The organism is Candidatus Moraniibacteriota bacterium (assembly GCA_016699425.1).
Lineage (GTDB): Bacteria > Patescibacteriota > Minisyncoccia > Moranbacterales > UBA1568 > SSEF01.
Window position 1 is genome coordinate 1 of the sequence record CP064975.1, and the last position, 20,059, is coordinate 20,059.

General features: G+C 54.7%; 15 protein-coding genes and 2 pseudogenes. 11 read left to right on the top strand and 6 right to left on the bottom strand.

Going from position 1 to position 20,059, the window contains the following annotated elements:
- Positions 1–217 precede the first annotated feature (217 nt).
- From IPJ68_00005 to IPJ68_00025, 5 genes are all read left to right on the top strand, one after another.
- A complete protein-coding gene (locus IPJ68_00005) occupies positions 218–529 on the top strand; it encodes a hypothetical protein (GenBank protein ID QQR78663.1) in 312 nt (103 codons plus the stop codon).
- The gene (locus IPJ68_00010) at positions 526–987 is read left to right on the top strand and encodes a hypothetical protein (protein QQR78664.1); all 462 of its coding nucleotides are present in this window, start codon (positions 526–528) and stop codon (positions 985–987) included. The genes IPJ68_00005 and IPJ68_00010 overlap by 4 nt, the downstream gene beginning before the upstream one ends.
- Before the next feature lie 139 nt (positions 988–1,126).
- Complete coding sequence (locus tag IPJ68_00015) at positions 1,127–1,324, top strand: hypothetical protein (GenBank protein QQR78665.1); 198 nt, start codon at positions 1,127–1,129, stop codon at positions 1,322–1,324.
- 446 nt (positions 1,325–1,770) lie between these two features.
- On the top strand, positions 1,771–2,409 hold the full coding sequence (locus tag IPJ68_00020; protein ID QQR78666.1) for a hypothetical protein: 639 nt from the start codon (positions 1,771–1,773) through the stop codon (positions 2,407–2,409).
- A gap of 48 nt (positions 2,410–2,457) precedes the next feature.
- On the top strand, positions 2,458–2,616 hold the full coding sequence (locus IPJ68_00025; GenBank protein ID QQR78667.1) for a hypothetical protein: 159 nt from the start codon (positions 2,458–2,460) through the stop codon (positions 2,614–2,616).
- 782 nt (positions 2,617–3,398) lie between these two features.
- Here IPJ68_00025 and IPJ68_00030 read toward each other — a convergent pair.
- Positions 3,399–3,614 (bottom strand): hypothetical protein, encoded by a 216-nt coding sequence (locus IPJ68_00030; protein ID QQR79259.1) that lies wholly within the window; start codon positions 3,612–3,614, stop codon positions 3,399–3,401.
- Between IPJ68_00030 and IPJ68_00035 the strand changes: the two are divergent.
- Both IPJ68_00035 and typA read left to right on the top strand, forming a co-directional pair.
- A pseudogene (locus IPJ68_00035) lies at positions 3,606–4,084 on the top strand (peptidylprolyl isomerase). The gene IPJ68_00030 and the pseudogene IPJ68_00035 sit on opposite strands and share 9 nt — an antisense overlap.
- A pseudogene (typA, locus tag IPJ68_00040) lies at positions 4,023–5,810 on the top strand (translational GTPase TypA). The pseudogenes IPJ68_00035 and typA overlap by 62 nt, the downstream one beginning before the upstream one ends.
- A 64-nt stretch (positions 5,811–5,874) precedes the next feature.
- Here the strand turns inward: typA and IPJ68_00045 are convergent.
- Positions 5,875–7,716 (bottom strand): glycosyltransferase family 39 protein, encoded by a 1,842-nt coding sequence (locus IPJ68_00045; GenBank protein ID QQR78668.1) that lies wholly within the window; start codon positions 7,714–7,716, stop codon positions 5,875–5,877.
- An 86-nt stretch (positions 7,717–7,802) separates the two neighbouring features.
- On the opposite strand from IPJ68_00045, the gene IPJ68_00050 reads away from it, so the two are divergent.
- Positions 7,803–8,381, top strand: coding sequence for a septation protein IspZ (locus IPJ68_00050; protein ID QQR78669.1), 579 nt, complete (start codon positions 7,803–7,805; stop codon positions 8,379–8,381).
- 277 nt (positions 8,382–8,658) lie between these two features.
- Here IPJ68_00050 and IPJ68_00055 read toward each other — a convergent pair whose 3' ends face one another.
- From IPJ68_00055 to IPJ68_00070, 4 genes are all read right to left on the bottom strand, one after another.
- Entirely contained in the window at positions 8,659–9,087 is a 429-nt protein-coding gene (locus IPJ68_00055; protein QQR78670.1) for a hypothetical protein, read from the bottom strand.
- A 119-nt stretch (positions 9,088–9,206) separates the two neighbouring features.
- Positions 9,207–12,557: an efflux RND transporter permease subunit gene (locus IPJ68_00060; GenBank protein ID QQR78671.1), complete on the bottom strand. Its 3,351-nt coding sequence runs from the start codon at positions 12,555–12,557 to the stop codon at positions 9,207–9,209.
- 6 nt (positions 12,558–12,563) lie between these two features.
- Complete coding sequence (locus tag IPJ68_00065) at positions 12,564–13,217, bottom strand: hypothetical protein (protein ID QQR78672.1); 654 nt, start codon at positions 13,215–13,217, stop codon at positions 12,564–12,566.
- Between the two features lie 153 nt (positions 13,218–13,370).
- Positions 13,371–13,697 (bottom strand): biotin/lipoyl-binding protein, encoded by a 327-nt coding sequence (locus IPJ68_00070; GenBank protein ID QQR78673.1) that lies wholly within the window; start codon positions 13,695–13,697, stop codon positions 13,371–13,373.
- A 97-nt stretch (positions 13,698–13,794) separates the two neighbouring features.
- Between IPJ68_00070 and cadA the strand changes: the two genes are divergently transcribed.
- The 3 genes from cadA to IPJ68_00085 all read left to right on the top strand — a co-directional run bounded on the left by cadA (position 13,795) and on the right by IPJ68_00085 (position 20,019).
- Entirely contained in the window at positions 13,795–15,546 is a 1,752-nt protein-coding gene (gene cadA, locus IPJ68_00075) for a cadmium-translocating P-type ATPase (protein QQR78674.1), read from the top strand.
- Between the two features lie 162 nt (positions 15,547–15,708).
- The gene (locus IPJ68_00080; GenBank protein QQR78675.1) at positions 15,709–18,654 is read left to right on the top strand and encodes a LamG domain-containing protein; all 2,946 of its coding nucleotides are present in this window, start codon (positions 15,709–15,711) and stop codon (positions 18,652–18,654) included.
- A 228-nt stretch (positions 18,655–18,882) separates the two neighbouring features.
- Positions 18,883–20,019, top strand: a complete 1,137-nt coding sequence (locus IPJ68_00085; GenBank protein ID QQR78676.1) for an ATP-binding protein — start codon at positions 18,883–18,885, stop codon at positions 20,017–20,019.
- Positions 20,020–20,059: the final 40 nt, after the last annotated feature.

Below are 20,059 nucleotides of genomic sequence, written 5' to 3' on the forward strand. Positions count from 1 at the left end.
AGAAATCGTTGCTCGATTGAAAGATGAGGAGAGTGTTAAAAATTGCCGCACTACGTCCAGTCAGCAAGAACCTCTCCGCCTTCGTACCGACTTCGAGCTGCTTTTGGGTACAGGAGGATGAGTTCGAGATTCGTGCTCCGCGCTCTGGTGTCGTAGAGAAGGTCCATTGGACCAAGGGTACTTCCGTTATCGAGGGGTCGATCCGCCTCCACGGTGTATGCCAATGATGATCTTGAACTGGTCGGCAATCTTATCTGCCCAGAGCAATATAACCTCATCGACAAGCACCGGAGCATCAACAGTGTCTTTAACCCGCGGCTCGGCCAGGCCTTCAATGCTTGGTTCCAGGGTGCTCACTGGTGTCCGTGACGATTTTTTTTCAGATGGGACCATCGCACCAGTCCAGAATGACGCGGTAAAGAAAAACGAGATGTACGAAATTCGGTTCTCGCTCAATGAAATAAAGGAAGAAGGAGGATCCTTTATTGAAGGAGAGAAGTTCAGAGGTCATCCTCCGGGAAAATCATGATGTCGGTTAGTGCTGAAGCCTCTATCGTCTTTGGCGGATGTGGGAACAGCCTGATCCTTGGGACAGATTTCGACGCGCTCCGTAAATACAATGAAGGAAATAATAATGACATTCCCAAGACTGGAAGGAATCTCAGCAAGTACATCCTCGGGGCGTGTAACAGCCGTTATCGGCAGTTCCGCCCTTTTTGGTTTGTCTGGTCACAGAAGTCGGCTGATCCGATAGTCACTCCAAAACACGAAGAAGTAACCGTTTATACCCCGAAAGAGCGAAGCGTCGGGGAGCGGACCAACACCTGGTTTTCCAGCCTGTACCGACGTTTCCCGTCCGCACCACTTTTTGTCTTCCCAGGATCCTATCAGTTTACGGAAATGGCGTTATCCACTAAAGTGGAACTGCAGTCCGTCCTGACTGAAAAAACGCTGTACGGGAAAGCCTCAACCCGGTTTGTACAGTGAATCGGCACCATCTCGGTCAAGAACGTCACGGTGGAACGCTATGGCGACTGGGATGTTTCCGTCGCGGTTGAGCCATCAGTGGGGATTCCCTTGAGAGCGCAGCTCGTCCAGGGTTCGCCGATCGTGAATATCTCGGACTTTGTTTCCGACAGAAACCAGCCCCGTGGAGATAGTGTCCAGCCGTCAAGATATCGCCGACGCGACTTCAAAGCGCGGCGACCAGCCGGTACTGCTTATCCAGGCGATGGATGCCGAAGCAACAGAGGGTATCGTCTCTCGGTTCGAATCTGACCGGTACCGAGTGATCCAGCCTCCCAATCTCTACCGACAACACTGATTTCTTCCTCGATCTCGCTTCTGGGATCGAGTTCTGATACCCAGTACGACTGGTCCGAAGATCAGAGTACTGAACGCATCAGACTCGTCACGCTCACCGAGAGTGGTCAGTCAGCGCCCTCACCACCGTCTGGCCACATCACCGTCTGGCGGGTGAGTATGACATCATTTGGGAGCTATTCGACGGTGTATGGTCGTCCTGATCTCGTCCGATCCGATCGATCGAATTCCGCCAGTCACGACTCCAAGGAGCTCCTGATCGGATTCGCCGGTAAGTGACGAGCCGGAACGGGCTAAAATCGAGGAATCTCTCCGCACAGACATGGCGGTATCAACGGAGAGCGACCCATCCGGCGTGTATTTCCGTGGCGCCCGGTTTGGCGGCTTTTAGCGAGCCTCATCCTCTTGGCGGATGCGTACGGCTTGAGGACGAGCGATCGAAACTGCTTGATCTACTCGAGTCATTACCGTCCCGCGCTCGTTGACTTTGCGTATGATGATGCAAAGAAAATGCTCATTGCTGCGAAGAATTCGAAACCGGCAACGAAAAGGGGAATGATCACCATTTTCATTACGGCTACTATCTCCGCTCGGTGCCGCGCTCGTCCAGTATCGTCCAGAGATCCGGGAGAGTTCGTGCCGATTCTGAACGAAATGGCGCTCGATATCGCGAATACCGATCGATCATCTGATCGTTATCCGTTCCTGCGCCACTTCTCGCCGTACGCCGGTCATTCGTGGGCGGATGGGGAAGCGCTCTTTCAGGATGGCAACAATCAAGAATCAAGCTCGGAGGCGTTGAACGCTTGGTACCGCCCTCTCGCTTTGGGGAGTGACCGGCCAAGAAGTCTATGCTACTACGGGGCGGAATCTCTACGCGCACGAACTCCTCGGCATCCGGTCATATTGGTTTGGCGAAGGGAATGCTTCTCCGTCGAATACCGTCACCCGATCGTTTCACTCGTCTGGGGTGGAAAGCGTGACTACGCGACCCGGTTCAGCGCTGACCCGATGCATAATCCAGGGGATACAGTGGCTGCCGATGACACCGGTACCGATCCTACTCGGCCGACCCCCGGGCCATGAGGCACGGATGCGTGATCTGGGGATCGAGTGGAGCTCTTGCAGCGACTCATGAGTGGGGCGACCCATATCGCGTATCTGTCGTATCAGCGATCCGGCGGAAGCGCCCGGAATCTCGAGTTGGCCGTCCCACGCCAGGCAATCAAACCAACCGCACTCCTCCGGCACAGCGTCTACACGAACTCGTCCTCAGGTAATCGCAAGCGGTGAGGAGAAGCTGTAGTAACAAAATCAACTTCCGCCAACTGGCGGATTGATTTTTTAGTGAGGTGGGGGACTCTCTTACAAGAGTCCGACCTGGACGCCGAAGAAAGGAGCGCGAGGACCGGTACGAGAGCGAGGAGGAACGCCATCGACGTTTCCTGACTTTGCGCTTGTTCCTGTGCGACTTTGGCACAGTTCTCACACGCGGGTCCGCTGCACGGAGCCTCCATCAGGGGCTCATTGCCTTTCATCTCCATAGGAGTGTTTGTTTTTATTAATTATTTAAACGACCTGTTGAAAGAAAAACGGGGACCTGGGTCACCCGTTTCGCTCACTTCAACATATTTAGTATACTCCTGTTTTTGACAAAAGTCAACCCCTACCACCAAAGCTTTTCAAGGATTGGCGATTCTGATATTGACCGGAAGCAAGGGCTTCCAAAGACTCGGCGGATAGGAGCTGGCGGCGCTGTCTGTCTGCTGCCGGATGCTGCCCGAACTGGAGAGTGGATAAAAAATAGTGTACAATAGAATACACTAAAGGAGACACATGCATATGCAAAAACGGAAACATCAACAACTGGCGATCTCGATCGCACTCCTCGGTGGAGCCATGCTCATCCTCGCGGGGTTGCTCTTGGGAGAGTGCCCCGGTTGCAAAGGACCCGAAGCCGGCTGAGCTCCCGCTCGACAAACTGAAGCGGGCCGAGACCGACAAGACACTCGCCGAGGAAGCGAAAAAGAAAGAACAAGAAAAAGAAGTCGCTAAACCAGTAACCACCGCACCTGCTATGACAAGCAAACAATATCCGTCAGCGCCTGTGATGAGTATCGATCCAGCCAAGAAATATACAGCCGTACTCCCACACGGAGAAAGGCGACATCGAAATTGAGCTGGCCGCTGCCGCGACACCGATCACCGTGAACAATTTTGTTTTCCTCGCCCGCGAGAAGTTTTATGACGGTGTCGTCTTCCATCGGACGATTCCCGGGTTCATGATCCAAGGAGGTGATCCGACGGGGACAGGGGCGGTGGCCCAGGTTATCGCTTCGATGACGAATCATTTTCTGGGGAGTACAAGCGCGGGACAGTCGCGATGGCCAATGCTGGACCGGATACGAATGGAAGCCAGTTCTTCATCATGCATGCTGACTATGCCTTGCCACCAAACTATGTTATTTTCGGCCAGGTCATGAAAGGCCTCGAGGTAGTGGACACGATTGTATCTGCGCCGACTCAGACTGGAGGTGAAGGATCGAAGCCGGTGACTCCGGTGAAGATCCCGCCATCCGGCATACTGTGTCTGGGGAATATGGTGCGGGTTGACCGAGGCCCTTTCGGGCTATACTGTGATTGCTCAAATAAAAGGCGGAAACGCCTTTTTCGATACATAACGTCTGGGATACACATATATGGAGACACGCAACGTCGCAATTATCGCGCACGTCGACCACGGCAAGACAACTCTGACTGACGCTCTCATGCGCCAGACGGGAGTCGCGATGGCCGTCGGTGCCTCGATGGATTCGAATGCGCTCGAACAGGAACGCGGCATCACTATCTACGCCAAGAACTGTTCATTGTTCTATAAGAACACCAAGATCAATATCGTCGATACGCCTGGTCACGCGGATTTCGGTTCGGAAGTAGAGCGCGTGCTTCGCTCCATCGATGATGTCATCCTCGTCGTCGATGCTCAGGAGGGTCCGATGCCGCAGACCCGCTTTGTCTTGAAGAAATCACTCGAGCTGGGTCTCCGACCGATCGTCGTCATCAACAAGATCGATAAACCAGCCGCTCGTCCAGACGAGGTGAAGGAGATGGTCTATGAACTCTTCCTCGACCTCGGAGCGGACGATCATCAGCTTGATTTCCCGGTGGTCTATGCCATCGCCCGCGAAGCGGTTGCTATGAAGGAGCTGGCTGATCCGCGCACCGATCTCTCGCCGCTCCTCGATACCATCCTCGAGCGTGTTCTTCCTGCTAGCCACGATGTCGATAAGCCGCTCCGTGCTCAGCCGTTCAATCTCGGCTATGACAATTTCGTCGGTCGCCTGGCCATCGCTCGCGTCTATGATGGTCGTCTCGCAGTGAACGATTCGGTCATGCTCCGGAACGTCAATGGCAAACAGTCGTCCGGTCGCATTGTGAAACTCTTCACTTTTCGTGGAATGGAGCGCGTCGAGAGTCAGTCTGTCGAAGCGGGGGATATCGTCATGATTGCCGGATTGCCGGATGTCGAGATCGGCGACACGATCACGACCGATGCGAACGCCGAGCTTCTTCCAGCCATCGCGATCGATGAGCCAACCATTTCGCTTGACTTCATGGTAAATGACTCTCCTTTTGCTGGCCGCGAAGGAAAATTTGTTACGAATAAGCAGATTCGCGAACGTCTCGAAAAAGAGCTCGAGATCAATGTCGGTCTCCGGATCGAATTCGCTGATGACCACTACAAAGTCTACGGTCGCGGTGAGCTCCACATCTCTATTTTGCTCGAAAACATGCGCCGTGAGGGCTACGAAGTCCAGGTGTCACAGCCACAGGTCATCATCAGGATGTCGACGGCGTGAAGTCAGAACCGTTTGAGGAAGTGACCGTCGAGTGCCCGATGGAAGTGACTGGCCCTGTCATTGAAAAGATGGGCAAGCGCAAGGGTATCATGATGGATATGCGTGAAGGCTCGGGTGGGTACCAGCGACTGCTCTTCGAAATCCCAACGCGTGGCCTCCTCGGCTATCGTGGTGAGTTCATGGTGGATACACGCGGTGAGGGGACACTGTATACTCGTGTTCTCGGCTTTCGGCAGTACGCGGGCACGATTGATCACCGCGATGTCGGCGCCATGATTTCGATGGAGACGGGCAAGGCAGCTGCGTTCTCGCTCGACAATCTCCAGACGCGTGGTACGCTCTATATCGGCCATGCGGCTGAAGTATACGAGGGATGGTCATCGGCAACGCCACCAAGGGCGAAGATATGTCGGTGAATCCGACCAAAGGTAAAGCGATGAGCAATATGCGCTCATCGGGGCCGATGAAGCGATCAAGCTGACCCCGCCGTGGGAGCTGAATATCGAACGCGGCCTGGAAGTTATGAACGCGGACGAGTACCTTGAGATCACTCCGCTCTCGGTTCGGCTCCGCAAGCAATTTCTGAAAGAGACTGACAGAATACGGGCGACTCGAAGTAAAAAATAAGATAGGTGAAAGCCCCGAGAGCCGGGGCTTTTTTCTATGTATTGAATGGAAAGAGGATGAAGATCTATTTCTCAACTCGGAAGACTTTCACATAGTTGCCCGGACGGTCATCGAGCTCGAGCGACCAGACGGGTGGGATAGCGGTTTGGCGGTAGTAGCGATGGGCGGTAAGTCCAGAGAGGCGTTCCCAGCGGTCGAAGCGTGACATATAGCGAGCCTCGCCGCGCCGAGTGAGGACATAGTAGTCGGGCTTAATCTGGGTGCCATCAAAGGTATAGGCGGTGAGGCAGCGCCCTACAAAGAATTCGCAGACACCGTAGTAGTCGCTCCAGACGGTGAGTGCGGAAGCGTTCGGGAGCGTGTTTAGGTATTGGGCGGCTTCATAACCACCATAGCCCCAGGCATCAGCGATGAGAGCGTTTTTCGGCAGGAGGGTATTGGCGTAGTTTGCATAGAACGGGTAGATGGCACAGAGCGAAACGGCCGAAGCGATGATCACACTGATCGCGACGATGTTGCGGAAGTAAGACCATTTCCTCTCGCCCCAGAGAGCGAATTCACGCAATCCGAAGGCGCCGAGGACAGCGAGAAGTGGGAAGAGGATAATGGCGTAGCGCGCGGTGGCGAGGATATTGGAGTGGATCAGGATGAACGTGAAACCGAGCATGAAGAGTGACAGTGTGAGAATAATAGATCCGTCAGTGATTGCTCGACGCCGGAGTGCGATAATCCCAAGTCCGAAGAGGCTCAGGAGAAGCACTGGCGGGAGCGAGAAGACAATGGCATTCCATTCGAGGAAGAAGGCTTCGAGAAAGTTCGGTACACTCGCATGGTAACGGGCGTCGGTCAGGTCTTTGATGTCGAAGGGGATCGCATAGATGTTCCAGCCGGGGAAGGCATACCGGCTGATGATGACAGCAGTGAAGAGGAAGAGGAAGAAGATCGGTACGAGTTTGACGCTTGGCGCAGCCTTTCGGAGAAGGTAGCGGAGCTTCAGAAGGCACCGGGACTTGAGGAGGAAGAGATCAATGAGAAAGAGCAGCACGACCGGAGCGAAGGAATAAAGAAGGACTTCTTTGTCAGGGACGGTCGCGAGATACTCGGCCAGATATTTTCGGTCAAGGAAGAAGGCGGGGACGGCAGCGAGGACAAGGACGACGGAGGCTGCAGCGATCATGACGAGACGGTAGAAACCGGTCGAGAGTTGCGTGCGGAGCGAATCAAGAGTCTCCTCTTCCGAAGCAGCGATGAAGTGGATGATGTACGCTAAGCCGAAAGCTGGGAATAGGATAAGCGCAGTGTATTTCGAAAGGAGTGCCAGCGTGGTGAACAGGAGAGTCGCGAAGAGGTCGCGCCGAGTGTCGAATCTGAGCAGCGCGAAATAGGAAAGAAAAGCGGCGGTCGAAGTTGACCAGAGAAGGGCATCGGGGTTTACGATTTGTGTCATGCCAAGAAGCACTGGCGAGAGCGCGGTGAGGCCCGAAGCGAAGAGTGCGGTCCACGGATCGAAGAGCCGGGCGAGGAGGAAAAAGATGTAGATGAGAATGAGGCCGTTCGCGAGGAGGAGCGGTAACCGGAAGGCGAGGAGGAGCGGCGCAGTTTCATCGACCTGGCACTGGTACAGCCGATTGTCTTGCTCCACGCAGTGTGTGGCCGTGTCAGGGAGGGCGAGGAGGGCTGGGCCAGTGATGAGGGCGAGCGAGACTCCGGGTTTGTCATTGATGAAGGTTTTTCGAAGCTCCCAGTCACCCCAGGCATTCCAATATTTCGGTACCCGCTCGTAAAGCCAGTAGTGTTCGTCCGCGGTCAGAAACTGAGTCAGGTGGAGCGAGCTGAAGAGCGCATAGAGCCCCATGACCAGGACGAAAAGCGGCTTGGGTTGGAGGAGGTTGGTGAGGAAGGACATAGGTTGGGATCGGATGACAGTTGTATATGTAGCATAGCATCCACTTTCGAGCGAGACTCCTCGGGAGTAGGGTACAATAGGGATATATGCTCATCGAATGGATCATTCAATTCGGACCGATTACAAGCTTCTTCCTTGTTTTTGAAGCATCAGGATGGAATTTTTTTGCGGCGACTGCGGTACTCATGGCGACGGTCGTCCTCGCGACTGCTGCGAGCTGGTATCGGTCGAAGCAGGTGGCTTGGTTTCCGCTTTGGAGTGCTGGCTTCAGCCTCGTCTTCGGCGGCGCGACACTCTATTATGTGGACCCGCAGTGGCTCATCCTGAAGGACACACTCTATGATGGCCTCTTCGGGCTGATGTTGCTGTTCGGGCTGGCGTTTCGGAAAAACTTGCTTCGGAAATTCTTCATGCCACTCTTTGCGATTACCGATCGCGGGTGGCATATCCTCGCCGTTCGCTGGGCACTCTTTTTCCTCGTCTCGTCGGCGCTCAATGAAGTGGTCCGGCATTGGGTGACACCGGAAGTCTGGGTGCACTACAAGATTGCCAACACACTCGCTCTTATCAGCTTCGGGCTGTATCAGTTGAGGCTCACGGGGCGAGAGCGACTCACCACGGAAGCGAATCGGTTCGGTATGCGGCTCACTCGGGAGAAACGCTGATCCCGGTGATGGGTGATGGTAGGGAAGGAATATCTCTTAGTAACTATCTCAAATCTCCGTATTCTACTGCAAAAATATGGTTTTGGTTGCAAAACGCTCAGGTCTCGTCACGTTACTCTCCGAGTAACCTTCCTCACCCTTTACATTTTTCGCTCAAAACCATACTTCTTCGTAACGAAAGAGAGATTTGAGATAGTTACTGAGGCATGGATAGAAAAGAAGAAACCGCGGACCGAATCATCGGCACCGCGGTTTTCTGTAGGGGATTGAAATGGGGCTACCGCCTCGCTTTAGCTTCAAGTTCCGTGAAAGTTCTTGAGATTTCGGTGGCGTGGCCCCTGACGAGATTCAGGAGGTTTTTCAGGAGAAGGTCAGCGAGATCTCGCATGCCCCTGACAAACATGCTCTCAGAAACACCATCAGGGATATGGACTTGCCCGCCGAAATTGGTTTCTTCAAGAATGCTTCCTCGGATGACCCCAGCCAAGTTCTCGGCCCGGTACTGGTGCGCCAGGTACTCGTGCACCGAATGGGGAATAATCAACGCGTCGGGGATGAAACAGATTTTTCCCCGTATGGGCTCCCTAATACCAACGAAGACGGCAAACGTACCAGTTGTGCTGCTGCCGATAGTGGTCGACAGGAATGGTGGACCGGCATCGCGGCAATTATTCAAACAGGCCGTGTATGTTTTGAGCGTGCTCATAACAAGCTCTTTGCATAGCTCGAGATCTTCCTGCGTGAGACGTTCCACGTGACTCTCCTTGTGTGGTGTATGACGGGTGGGTGGACAAGTTGGGAAAGGACGGTAGAAGAGCGAGTGTACTATGCCACGTTTGGTTTGTCAACGGTTGGCGGCTTTTCTCTCACATCAAACCACATCTCGTAGATGACCGGGATGAAGAAGAGCTTGGCGACACCGGAGAAACAGAGTCCAGCGATGATGGCACCGCCGAGTCCCTGCCAGATCGGGTCGGAGAGAGTGATCGGGATGAGGCCGACGATGGTCGTGAGCGCAGTGAGGAGGATCGGTTCGAGCCGGCTCGTGGCGCCCTCGACGACCGCTTCACGGACGGGGAGTCCGAGGTCGAGGTTCTTGTTGATCTTGTCGACCATGATGATAGAGTTGTTCACCACGATGCCGAAGAGTGCCAGGACGCCGATCAAGGCTGGGAAGGAAAGCGGGATCCCGAAGAGCGCAAAGATGACAAAGACACCGGAAACGGCGATTGGGATCACGAGAAGGACGATCAAAGCTTTCCGGAAGGAATTGAACTGAATCACCATAGTGCCGAAGATAAGGACGGCCGAGAGGATCATCGCGTAGAGGATGGACTGGACGGACTTGTTGTTCTCTTCATTCACGCCCCCAGTTTTCCAGCTGTAATCGGCCGGGAGACCCAGCTCGGTATCGGCGAAGGTTTCAAGTCCTTTGTTGAGTTCAGTGACCGAATAGCCTTCGGCAACCGCGGCAGAGATAGAGATCGTTCTCTTTTCATCCTCGCGGGTGATGAGAGTTGGATTTTTCTCAATGCTGACGGTGCCGAGTGAAAGGAGTGGTATCTGCTTTCCGGCAGGAGTCATCACGGACAGTCGTCCGAGGTCTTCGGGTGAGCTGAAATCCTCGCCGGTAAAGCGGATCACGATATCGCGCTTTTCGCCGTTGAAACGCACATCTTCCTTTACCGTATAGCCACTCCCAAGAGTACGGATGAAGAGGGCGGTGTCAGCGGGACTGAGTCCGCTCGCTGCAAGCGCAGCTTCGTTCGGTGTGAAAGTGAGTTTCTTTCCGGCACTTGAAAGCGAGATAGAGACATTGCTCGTTCCTGGAACGCTCTGGAGATAGGTTTTCGTCTTTTCCGCGAGGTGTTGAAGGGTATCAAGGTCTTTGCCGAGCAGCTTGAGCTGGAGATCGGCACCTGCCGGCGGTCCACCAGAAAGCTGGGAAGCTGTCACAGTGCCGCCGTTCCAATCGGCGAATTCCCAGTCGAGCTCCTTTACGATTTCACCCGAGGATTTCAACCGTTCCTTGGCCTTGATGAGGTGAACCGTAAAGAGGATATGGTTGAAGTCTTTGCCGGTTGTACTCGTATTGCTGTCAGTCGGGGCGCCGGCACCGATTTCCGCAAGGACAAAATCAAGCTCGGCGAGCGAACGGAAGCGAGGAAGGAGTTCGTCGACGACTGCCCTCGCGCGGTCCTGGTTGGAACCGATAGGGAGTTCGGTACTGACGTAGACGGTATCGATATCGTCTTCCGGGAAAAATTCGTTCACGACGAAGCCGAGAGGTAGAAGGGCGTAGGAGGAAAGCATGAAGACGACGAGGAGAATGATGGTGAGTCGTCGCGCTCGCTTCGAAGAGAGAATGCGCTCGATCAGTGCCGAGTACCAGGTACTCAAGCGATCGAACGAGAGGAAACCGTGATCTTTGAAGCCGTCCCAGACTTTACCGGCTTGGGTCTGATGCCAGGCGGTGACGGACAAGAAGAAGGAATGTGCGAGACGGAATACGAGGAAGAGCATGACCACCCCGAGGAGGTAGAAAGCCCACTTGAACGGACCTCCGGGCATGAGGAAGTACAGCAGGGCGGCGACCAGAATGTAGGCAATCGTCTGGAGCAGGAGAACGACGCGACGGGGGAAGTTTCCTTCGAGAAACACTGCCATATACGGGATGACGAGGAGAAGCGCGGTTGCAGCCGAGAGGGCGAGTGCCGAGGAAACGACAATTGGAATCGGCCGGATGAATTCGCCGATGATGCCTGTTGCAAGGAGGAGCGGCACGAATGCCCAGACTGTCGTGATGGTCGTGGTTATGATGACACCACTGAAGTCGCGGTAAACCAGAAGCGCTGTTTCAATCGGGGTGAACTTGCCCGATCGGTGATAGCTCGCCAAGGCCGAGATGACGACGATCGCATTATCAACGATGATGCCGAGTGCGATGAGGAGAGAGAAGAGGGTAATGAAGTTAATGGAGATTCCCGCGGCCCCCATTACGAGGAAAGTGACGAGGAAGGTGAAGGGAATGGCGAAGGCCGTGACAAGTGACTGGCGGATGCCGAAAAAGAGGAGGAGGACGACGAAGACGAGGCCAAAGGTTACGAGGAAGTCATGCTGCAATTGGCTGAAACTCCGATCGATTTCTTCCGCTCCATTGAAATAGTAGGCGGTTTCAAACGGAACTGACGAGGTTGAACGATAACTTTCGATCGCTCCTCGGACGCTATCGACGGTCTCGCGGGTATCGGAGCTTTCGGTCTGATAGACGGAAACGAAGATGGCGCGCGAACCGCTGACGGTGTGGCTCGCCATTGAGGCAGCGAGACTGCCGGGCTTCTCCGTCTCCTTGATGTTCGCTACCGATCCAAGCGGAACGATCTTACCATCGAGAGAGAGGGGAATATCGCGTAAATCTTGAACGGTTTCGGCTGATTTTGCCTGATCGAGAGAGAGGGCGGTGGCGCTTGAAGCGATAGTACCACCAGGAAAACTGTTGAGTGTGCTCGCGACCCGCTGGCCGATGCCGGCAATGTTGAGTCCGTACCCCTTAATGATCTCCGGTGAGAGCAAGATCGAGACTTCGGGATCGCGACGATAGGAAAGACTTGCTTTTTCAACGGCGGGAAGTCGTTTGATCTCCTCGAGGAGGATGTCGGCAATTTCTGGGAGGGCACTTTCGTTACCGGGTGCCGAGAGTGCGAAGAGCATTACAGGCTGATTTGTAAAGTCTATCACCTCGACGGATGGATTCTGGGCGGCGTCGGGGAGCGTACTTACCTTGTCGATGGCATTCTGGACATCGGTCTTCGCTTTGTCCGGATCCATCGATGAAGCAAATTCGACGACAATCGTCGAGACGCTCTCCTGGGAATTCGAAGTGACCCGAGTCACATCAGAAAGACCGCTGACGGCATCTTCGAGCGGGACAGTGACCAGGTCTTCGATATCCTCGGGACCGGCGCCAGGGAAGGCTGTAGCGACGATCACGGTTGGAATCTGAATATCCGGATTGAGCTCCTTCTTCAGAGTGGAATAGGTTGCGACACCAGCAAAGACGAGCGTCACGGTAATGAGCGTGATGGTCCGAATGCTCGCAAAATATCGCCCGATGAGGCTCGTTCGAAGCGATTCGTCGAAGTGAAGACGATCAAAGAAACCTTTGGTGTAGGACATAGTCGGTTAGCGAATGGGTTCAATAGTTTCGTCCGGCAGCACGGATGTTTCAAGCACAAGAGCGTTGCTTTTTTCGAGCCCACTTTTTACCACAACGGAAGCACCAATCGTTTCACCGAGCGTGACGTTTATCTCAGTGGTTTGATGGTTAGCATTCATGGTGACAACAGAGTTTCCGCTTGCGGCTGAACGGATAGCATCAATTGGAATGAGAAAGCCGCGCTCGGTTTCAGAGCGGAGTGGGAGCTCGAGCGTGACATAGCTGTTTTGAGCCACCGTATTGGCGACCGACGCGGGGAGTGGATAGGTGGCAACGACGAGACCGTCGGCATTTTCGCTCCGACTAATATAACCTTGGGAAAGCGCGATCGAACCATCGACCGTTTGAATCAGGGCAATACCCGTATCAACGAGCGCATCGGCAGTCGCTTTGGGGAGCGTCGCTTCAATGGTCGTTGCCTGGGCCTGGCTGCGGATAGTCATCAGGACCGTTCCGGCCGAAACGAGTTCACCCGGACGGACGGCGATGTATTCGACGGTACCTGAGATAAGGCTTTTCGGCTTGAGTGCAGCATCATTTCGTTCTGCGAGGGCGAGATCGAGTGCGGAGCTCGAGCGACTGAGTCGGAGACGTTCCAGTTCAAGCTTTAAGTTTTTCACACTTACTTTCTCTTCGCGGTCGGTCTTGGTATCGTCAGCGCGAGCGATGCGTCGTTCAAGCTCGATGATTTCCTTATCGAGGGCGAACGTCCGTTCGGTGAAGTCGGTTTGAAGACGCGCTTTCTCAACGGCAAGGGTCGCCGCACCGCTGTTCTAATCGCTGGTCAGCGTGGCGAGTGTTTGGCCAGGTGAAACGGTCTGCCCAGGACGAACGGCAATGGTTTTCACGACGCCCGGTGCGACAGCGACAATATCGGTAATGCCAGATTTCTTAACCTGAGCTGAAACGGTCACTCGTCCCTGATCACTTCCAACGGTAAAGATCCGAGAAGTCTTGGTCATTTTTTCTGGGAGGGTCACTTCCGCTTTTGGGGCGCGAAGCCAGTGGGCGAAAGCAATCGTCGCAAACAGAATGACAACGACGGTCAAGAAACTGAGAATTGGCCGATTTTCGAGCCTGGTGAAAAGCGCTTTGAACATAGAGTGGGTGAAAAAAAAGCGGATAAAGGTTTCGTTGGATAATAGCAGAAAAAAAGCCTTTAGTCAAGCCATTGTCATTCCGTGATACCATGGGAATATGCATCGATTCATCCAAGAAAATCCGGCTAGTCTGGCGCTTCTCGCCTTGCTGGTCCTCGGTCTGAGCTGGCAACAACCGTGGCCGTATATCTTGGCCATCGTGGCGGGGCTCATCATCCTCGGGACCCAGTCCTTCGAACGGATCAGGATCGGCAAATGGGACCTCGACTATATCGCGCTCCTGACCTTGGTCACGGCCTTGTTCCTCGGCGAGTGGCTGGCAGGGGCGATCATCGCGCTCATGATTTCGCTCTCGCGGGCCCTCGAGCAGTACGGGACGCGCCGGGCCGAAGCTTCACTCGAGGAGCTCTTTCGGCTGCTTCCGAAAAGCGCGCTCGTAGAACGTGAGGGCACCTTTGTCGAAGTACCGCTCCAGGCCATTCACATCGGTGAGACCCTCTCGGTCCGTCACCAAGAAATGGTCCCGCTGGACGGGACGCTCGTTTCCGCGGGCGGGCTGTTCAGTGAAGCGAATCTGACTGGTGAGATGGAACCGGTCGAATACCGCGCAGGCAAACGTCTACGGAGCGGTAGTGTGAATATGGGTGAAGCCGTGACGCTCACCGTGACCGGAGATTTCGACCACTCAACGTATCAGAGCATGCTCGGCATCGTCATGGCTGGGAAACGCGAGCCGTCGCATCTGGTCCGACTGGCCGGACAGCTCAATTGGCCATTTACGGCCGTCACGCTCATCCTCTCCATCGGCACCTATCTTGTGACGGGCGACATGGAGCGCTTTCTCGCAGTGCTCGTCGTCGCGACACCGTGTCCGCTTCTCATCGCTGCCCCGATCGCCTTCCTCGGTGGACTTTCCAAGGCGGCGCGCCGGCACATCATCATCAAGACACCCGAGACCCTCGAGCGACTCGCCAAGACAACTACCATTTTCTTCGACAAGACCGGGACGCTCACCCTCGGCATCCCGGCGCTGCGAACGATCGTCCCCCTCGATGTCGCTGTCCCCGAGACCCAAGCCTTGGCCCTCGCTTCAGCGCTCGAAGAACACTCGCTGCACCCATTGGCCCGAGCGTTGGTCTCGGCCAATCGTGAACGACACGGTGAGGATCTCGATGCGACTGGTGTCACTGAGAATCTCGGCGAAGGCATCCGGGGTGAGGTGGGCAAAGAGCAGTACCGGATTGAAAAGAGTCTTTCGACCGAAGGGATGGCGGTGGAGCTGGTCGGGCCGGCGGGGCCGATCGCGCGCTTTGTCTTTGACGATGTCCCCAAGCCGGGTATCACTGTGACCTTTGACTATCTGAAGGCACGCGGGTTCACCTTGTCAGTCCTGACCGGGGACAAAGCAGCCAACGCTCATCGTGTCCTCGATCAGTATGGTTTACCGATCATCGCGGAGTGCGACCCCGAACGGAAAGTCGCCACCGTGAAAGCAGCTCAAGCGCGCGGAGAGGTGGTCGCCATGGTGGGCGATGGTGTGAATGATGCGCCGGCCCTCGCTCTCGCTGATGTCGGGGTCGTCTATTCGGGGACCGAGAACAGTCTCTCACTCGAAGCGGCGGATGCCGTTATCTTGAAGCGCGACATCGGACTCTTCCGTGAGCTCATCCATATCAGTCGCCGCTCATATCGGATCGCGCGAGAGAGTATGGTCATCGGTATCGGTCTATCCGTCATTGGTATGTTCGCTGGCGCGTTCGGCTATCTCCCCCCGGTCCAGGGCGCCATCCTCCAAGAGGTGATCGACGCGCTCGTCATCGTGAATGCTGTCCGCGCCGCGTACCGGTAGACACAACTGTGAGCGATGGAGCGGCACTTCTGCACCGTTTAATCTGATGAGCGACACTACGCCTCCCGCCGCACCGACGGGATTGGGGATACAATAGGAGAAAATGGTATACTGACAAAAGAAGAGAGGATCTTTCTTGAATTTTTGAGTTTGTTTTCTCGTATGTCAGAAACGCGCGCTAGAGTCATCCAATATGTTTTTATTCTTACTGCACTCCTTGTTCTGGCGAGCGTCGGTTGGTGGTACTACCACCAGTCCCAAGCCTCGACCAAGCTGCAAAACTCGCAGGCAGGGAGTTTGACCAATGGCCTCCAGGGCTATTGGCCGCTCGATGGTGACACAGTCGTCTGGACAGATACAACGACCGAGCTCAAGGACAAGTCTGGCAATAATCGGCACATGAATTCTTCTGGACTCGGTATCGACGAGTCAGTACCGGGCCGGATCGGGCAAGGGCTACTCTTCACGCCTGGCGGTGGTGCCTATGGCGTTACCACGAATTCTTTCAATGCCTATACGACGGGGACGATATCGATGTGGTTCAAATACAGTGGTACGCCGGGGCAGGTGGGTACCTCTGGGACGCTTTGGGACCACGAGGACTGCGGCAACAACAAAGGCCAATTCCAGATCGCCATGGACACAGATAACAGTGAGCTGTATTTGTGGATGACACAGTCCGGTGCCGGGTGTACCGCGGCCATTGGTGCATCCGTCAATCTGCCCAATCCGACGGCCTGGCATCACTTTGTCTTTACGGATGATACGGGTGGGCACAAGCTCTATATCGACGGTATCTTGCAAACTCTGACGTATGCGAGTGGCAATGCATCTATAGACTTTTTCCTCGACAATGTTGTCGGTTCGAGCAATACGCCTCAGATCGGTGAAGTAAATAATGAGAACTTCAGTGGCACACTCGACGAGGTTCGTATCTACAATCGGGCGCTGTCGGCGGACGAAGCCTGGTCGCTGTACCGCCTCGGCCAAGTGACCATCAACACCCGGCCCGGTGATGATGTGTTGGAAGAGGGTCTGGCCGGGTACTGGAAGGTGGATGAAGGAACAGGGACAAGCACGACCGCCGATGCAACGGGCAATGGGAACAGCGCGACTATGACAAACATGGAGTCGGGCGACTGGGTGGCGGGACAAGTTGGTCCGTATGCGCTTGATTTTGATGGCACGAACGAGTACCTGAGTGTGACAGATCCGGCGAGTGGAGTCCTCGACTTCGCTGATAGTACGAACTTTGCGCTCACGGGCTGGTTCAATCGGGACACCTTTGCAGCTGATCACACCGTGATCGCGAAGAAAAACGATCAGACGACCAATCAGGGATATGTCGTTTGGGTAGACAACAATGGCAGCACCGATACGCTTATCTTCGAAGCATCCGATGGAACTGATACCTATCAGGTGCCCTCCAAGACACAGTTCAATGCGACTGGCTGGCATCACTTCGCGGTCAACTGGAATGATACGGCAGGCGTCAGTCTCTACATCGATGGGCACCTCGACACAGGTACGCCGACGGGTACGTTTGCCAATGTGAACGTGCTCTCCAACGCCCTCGCCTTCCGAGTGGGCGCCGAATCGGATGCCGGCGTTCCCTTTGATGGGAAGCTGGATGAGATCAGAGTCTACCGGCGGGCGCTTTCGGCGGGTGAAGTATCGCTCCTGTATCTCGAGACGCACCCCGATGATCCGAATACGAACTTGGTCGGGTACTGGACGTTCGATGGGATGGATGTGAGCGGTACGACCGCCATCGACCGCGGGCGCGGCGGGAATACCGGGACGCTCACGGGTGGTCCGACCGTCACCCCGGGTCGCATCGGCCAGGCGCTCAAGTTCGATGGGGTGGATGACTATGTGAATGCCGGAGTGTCAGCCGTCCTCGATGACATCGCCACGCTCTCCACCTGCGCCTGGATCAATCCGCGGAGCGCTGGTGAGATCTATAGCGGTTCTGACCGCTTCGGTGGCATCGTGACCGAGGGCATCCCTGGAGGATGGTTTTTCATGACGACCAATGTTTACGGATCAGTCAGGTTACTCTTCTATGTCTACTTTTCCGGAACGGACGGGGCATGGTATCCAACTTCCGACACGATCCCACTGAACACATGGACGCATGTCTGCTTCACCTACAACAATACGTCCGCGAGCAACGACCCCGTGCTCTATATCAACGGAGCGTCGGTGTCTTTGACGGAGGACAGTACGCCGACCGGCACGGTGGATTCCAATGCTGGGAGCGAGCTCCATATCGGCACCAATGACGTGACGGATCAGGTCTTCGACGGACTGATCGATGATGTTCGCGTCTATGATACGGCCCTGACACAGACGCAGGTCACCGAGCTGTATCGCTCGACCGGGGGCAAGGCGATCACCGCGTCCTCGGGCAATGATACGCTGCGGAGCGGTCTGGTGGGTCTGTGGAGTATGGACGGGCAGGATGTAAATTGGGCTGACACGACGACCGAGGTGAAGGATGATACAGCCGGTGCCAATCACGGCGACGCGACCAATATGTCGGCCGCCTCCGTCGCTCCCGGCCGTGTCGGTCAGGCCATCGACCTCGACGGCACCGACGACTACATTAGCGTCACCGACACCGCCACCCTCGACTTCACCGACACCGCCGACCTCACCCTCTCGGGCTGGTTCAACCGCGACACTGCCACGACTGACGATACTCTCATCGCCAAAAGCAACGGCATCACCGCTGGTGACACCGGCTATCTCGTCTACCTCGACGATGCCACCGATCAGCTCATCTTTGAAGTTTCAGATGGGACCGATGAATACTCCCTGACATCGACCACCACCTTTACCACGACTGGCTGGCATCACTACACCATCACCTGGGACCAGGACTCCGCTGCCAACTCTGAAATCTATATCGATGGGACTGCCAACAGTGCCACCGATACCGGGACCATCGGGAATATCGGTGACCTCTCCAATGCCCTCGCTTTCCGCGTGGGTGCGGAGAGTGATAATGGTAACCCCTCCGATGGGAAGATTGATGACGTCCGAGTGTATAGCCGGGTGCTCTCCGCCAGCGAAGTGACCCAGCTGTACAACATGGGGCGGTAGGAAAACCTCAATACTATTTTTCAGTGACACCACCCCTCCCGCCGCTCCGACGGGCTTGGGGGTAGAATAGGGAGGGGATGTCATCGCGAGCTCAACTTATTCCAGCGGACGAAGAATCGAGAAAGTTGATTCTAACCGGTAAAATGCCTGTAGTTTGCTTTATGTAAATTTTGTGTATAATGAATACGTAAATAGAGTATAATGTATGTATCAGAAATACATAAAATCATGATTAAGCGGTTTTATAGCCCGTTAGAGCCATTTTTGAAGCCAAACAAGGTTCTGGTTCTCTATGGACCACGGCGGGTGGGGAAAACAACTTTACTGAAGGAACTCCTGGATACGACGTCACTGAAATATCGCTTTGATTCTGGGGAAAATATCCGCGTCCAGGAAATATTGGGGTCGAATGATTTTCAGGCGATCAAGGAATACTTGGCCGGATACGAACTGCTCGCGATTGACGAAGCGCAGCAGATTCCCAATATCGGTCGCGGGCTGAAAATCATCGTTGATAGCATTCCCGGTATCAAAGTCATCGTGACGGGATCATCGAGTTTTGACTTGTTCAATCAGGTCGGCGAGCCGCTCGTGGGCAGAAAGACGACACTGACGCTCTATCCGTTTGCGCAGTGTGAACTGGCGGAGAGTTTCAATACGTCTGATCTCAAGGAGCGACTGGAGGAATTTCTGCTCTTCGGTTCCTACCCAGATGTACTGGTAGCGTACACACGGGAGCAGAAGATCACGTTTCTCAACGACATCGTTGACGCGTATCTTCTGAAGGACGTCTTGGCACTCGATGGCGTGAAGAAATCGAGGACGCTCGTCGATCTCGTCAAACTGCTCGCGCTGCAGGTGGGAAATGAGGTTTCTTTGAATGAGCTCTCCAATACTCTGGATACCAATATCCGGACGATTGAGAAATATCTAGACATTCTGGAAAAAGGCTTTGTGATCGTGTCGCTCGGCGCATTGAAGCGGAATCTCCGCAATGAGGTGCGGAGCAAGCGGAAGTACTATTTCTACGATACCGGCGTCCGGAACGCGCTTCTGTCCCAATTCAATCGTCTGTCGGAACGGAATGACGTCGGAGCACTGTGGGAGAACTTCCTCTTCATTGAACGCTTGAAGAAAAGCACGTATCAGCAGCACTATGCAAACCGATATTATTGGCGGACCTACGAGCAGCAGGAGATTGACTATATCGAGGAGTATGGAGGAGCGCTCCACGCGTATGAGTTCAAGTGGAACAAAGAGAAAGCGCCGCTCCCAAAAAAGTTTTTGGACGCGTACGGACAGTCTTCTTTCGATGTGGTGACAAAAGAGAATTATTGGGATTTTTTGGTTCGGCTGAGTTCGTGAGCGAGTCCAGAGCGGAATATGCTGTGATCAATACTTCAAA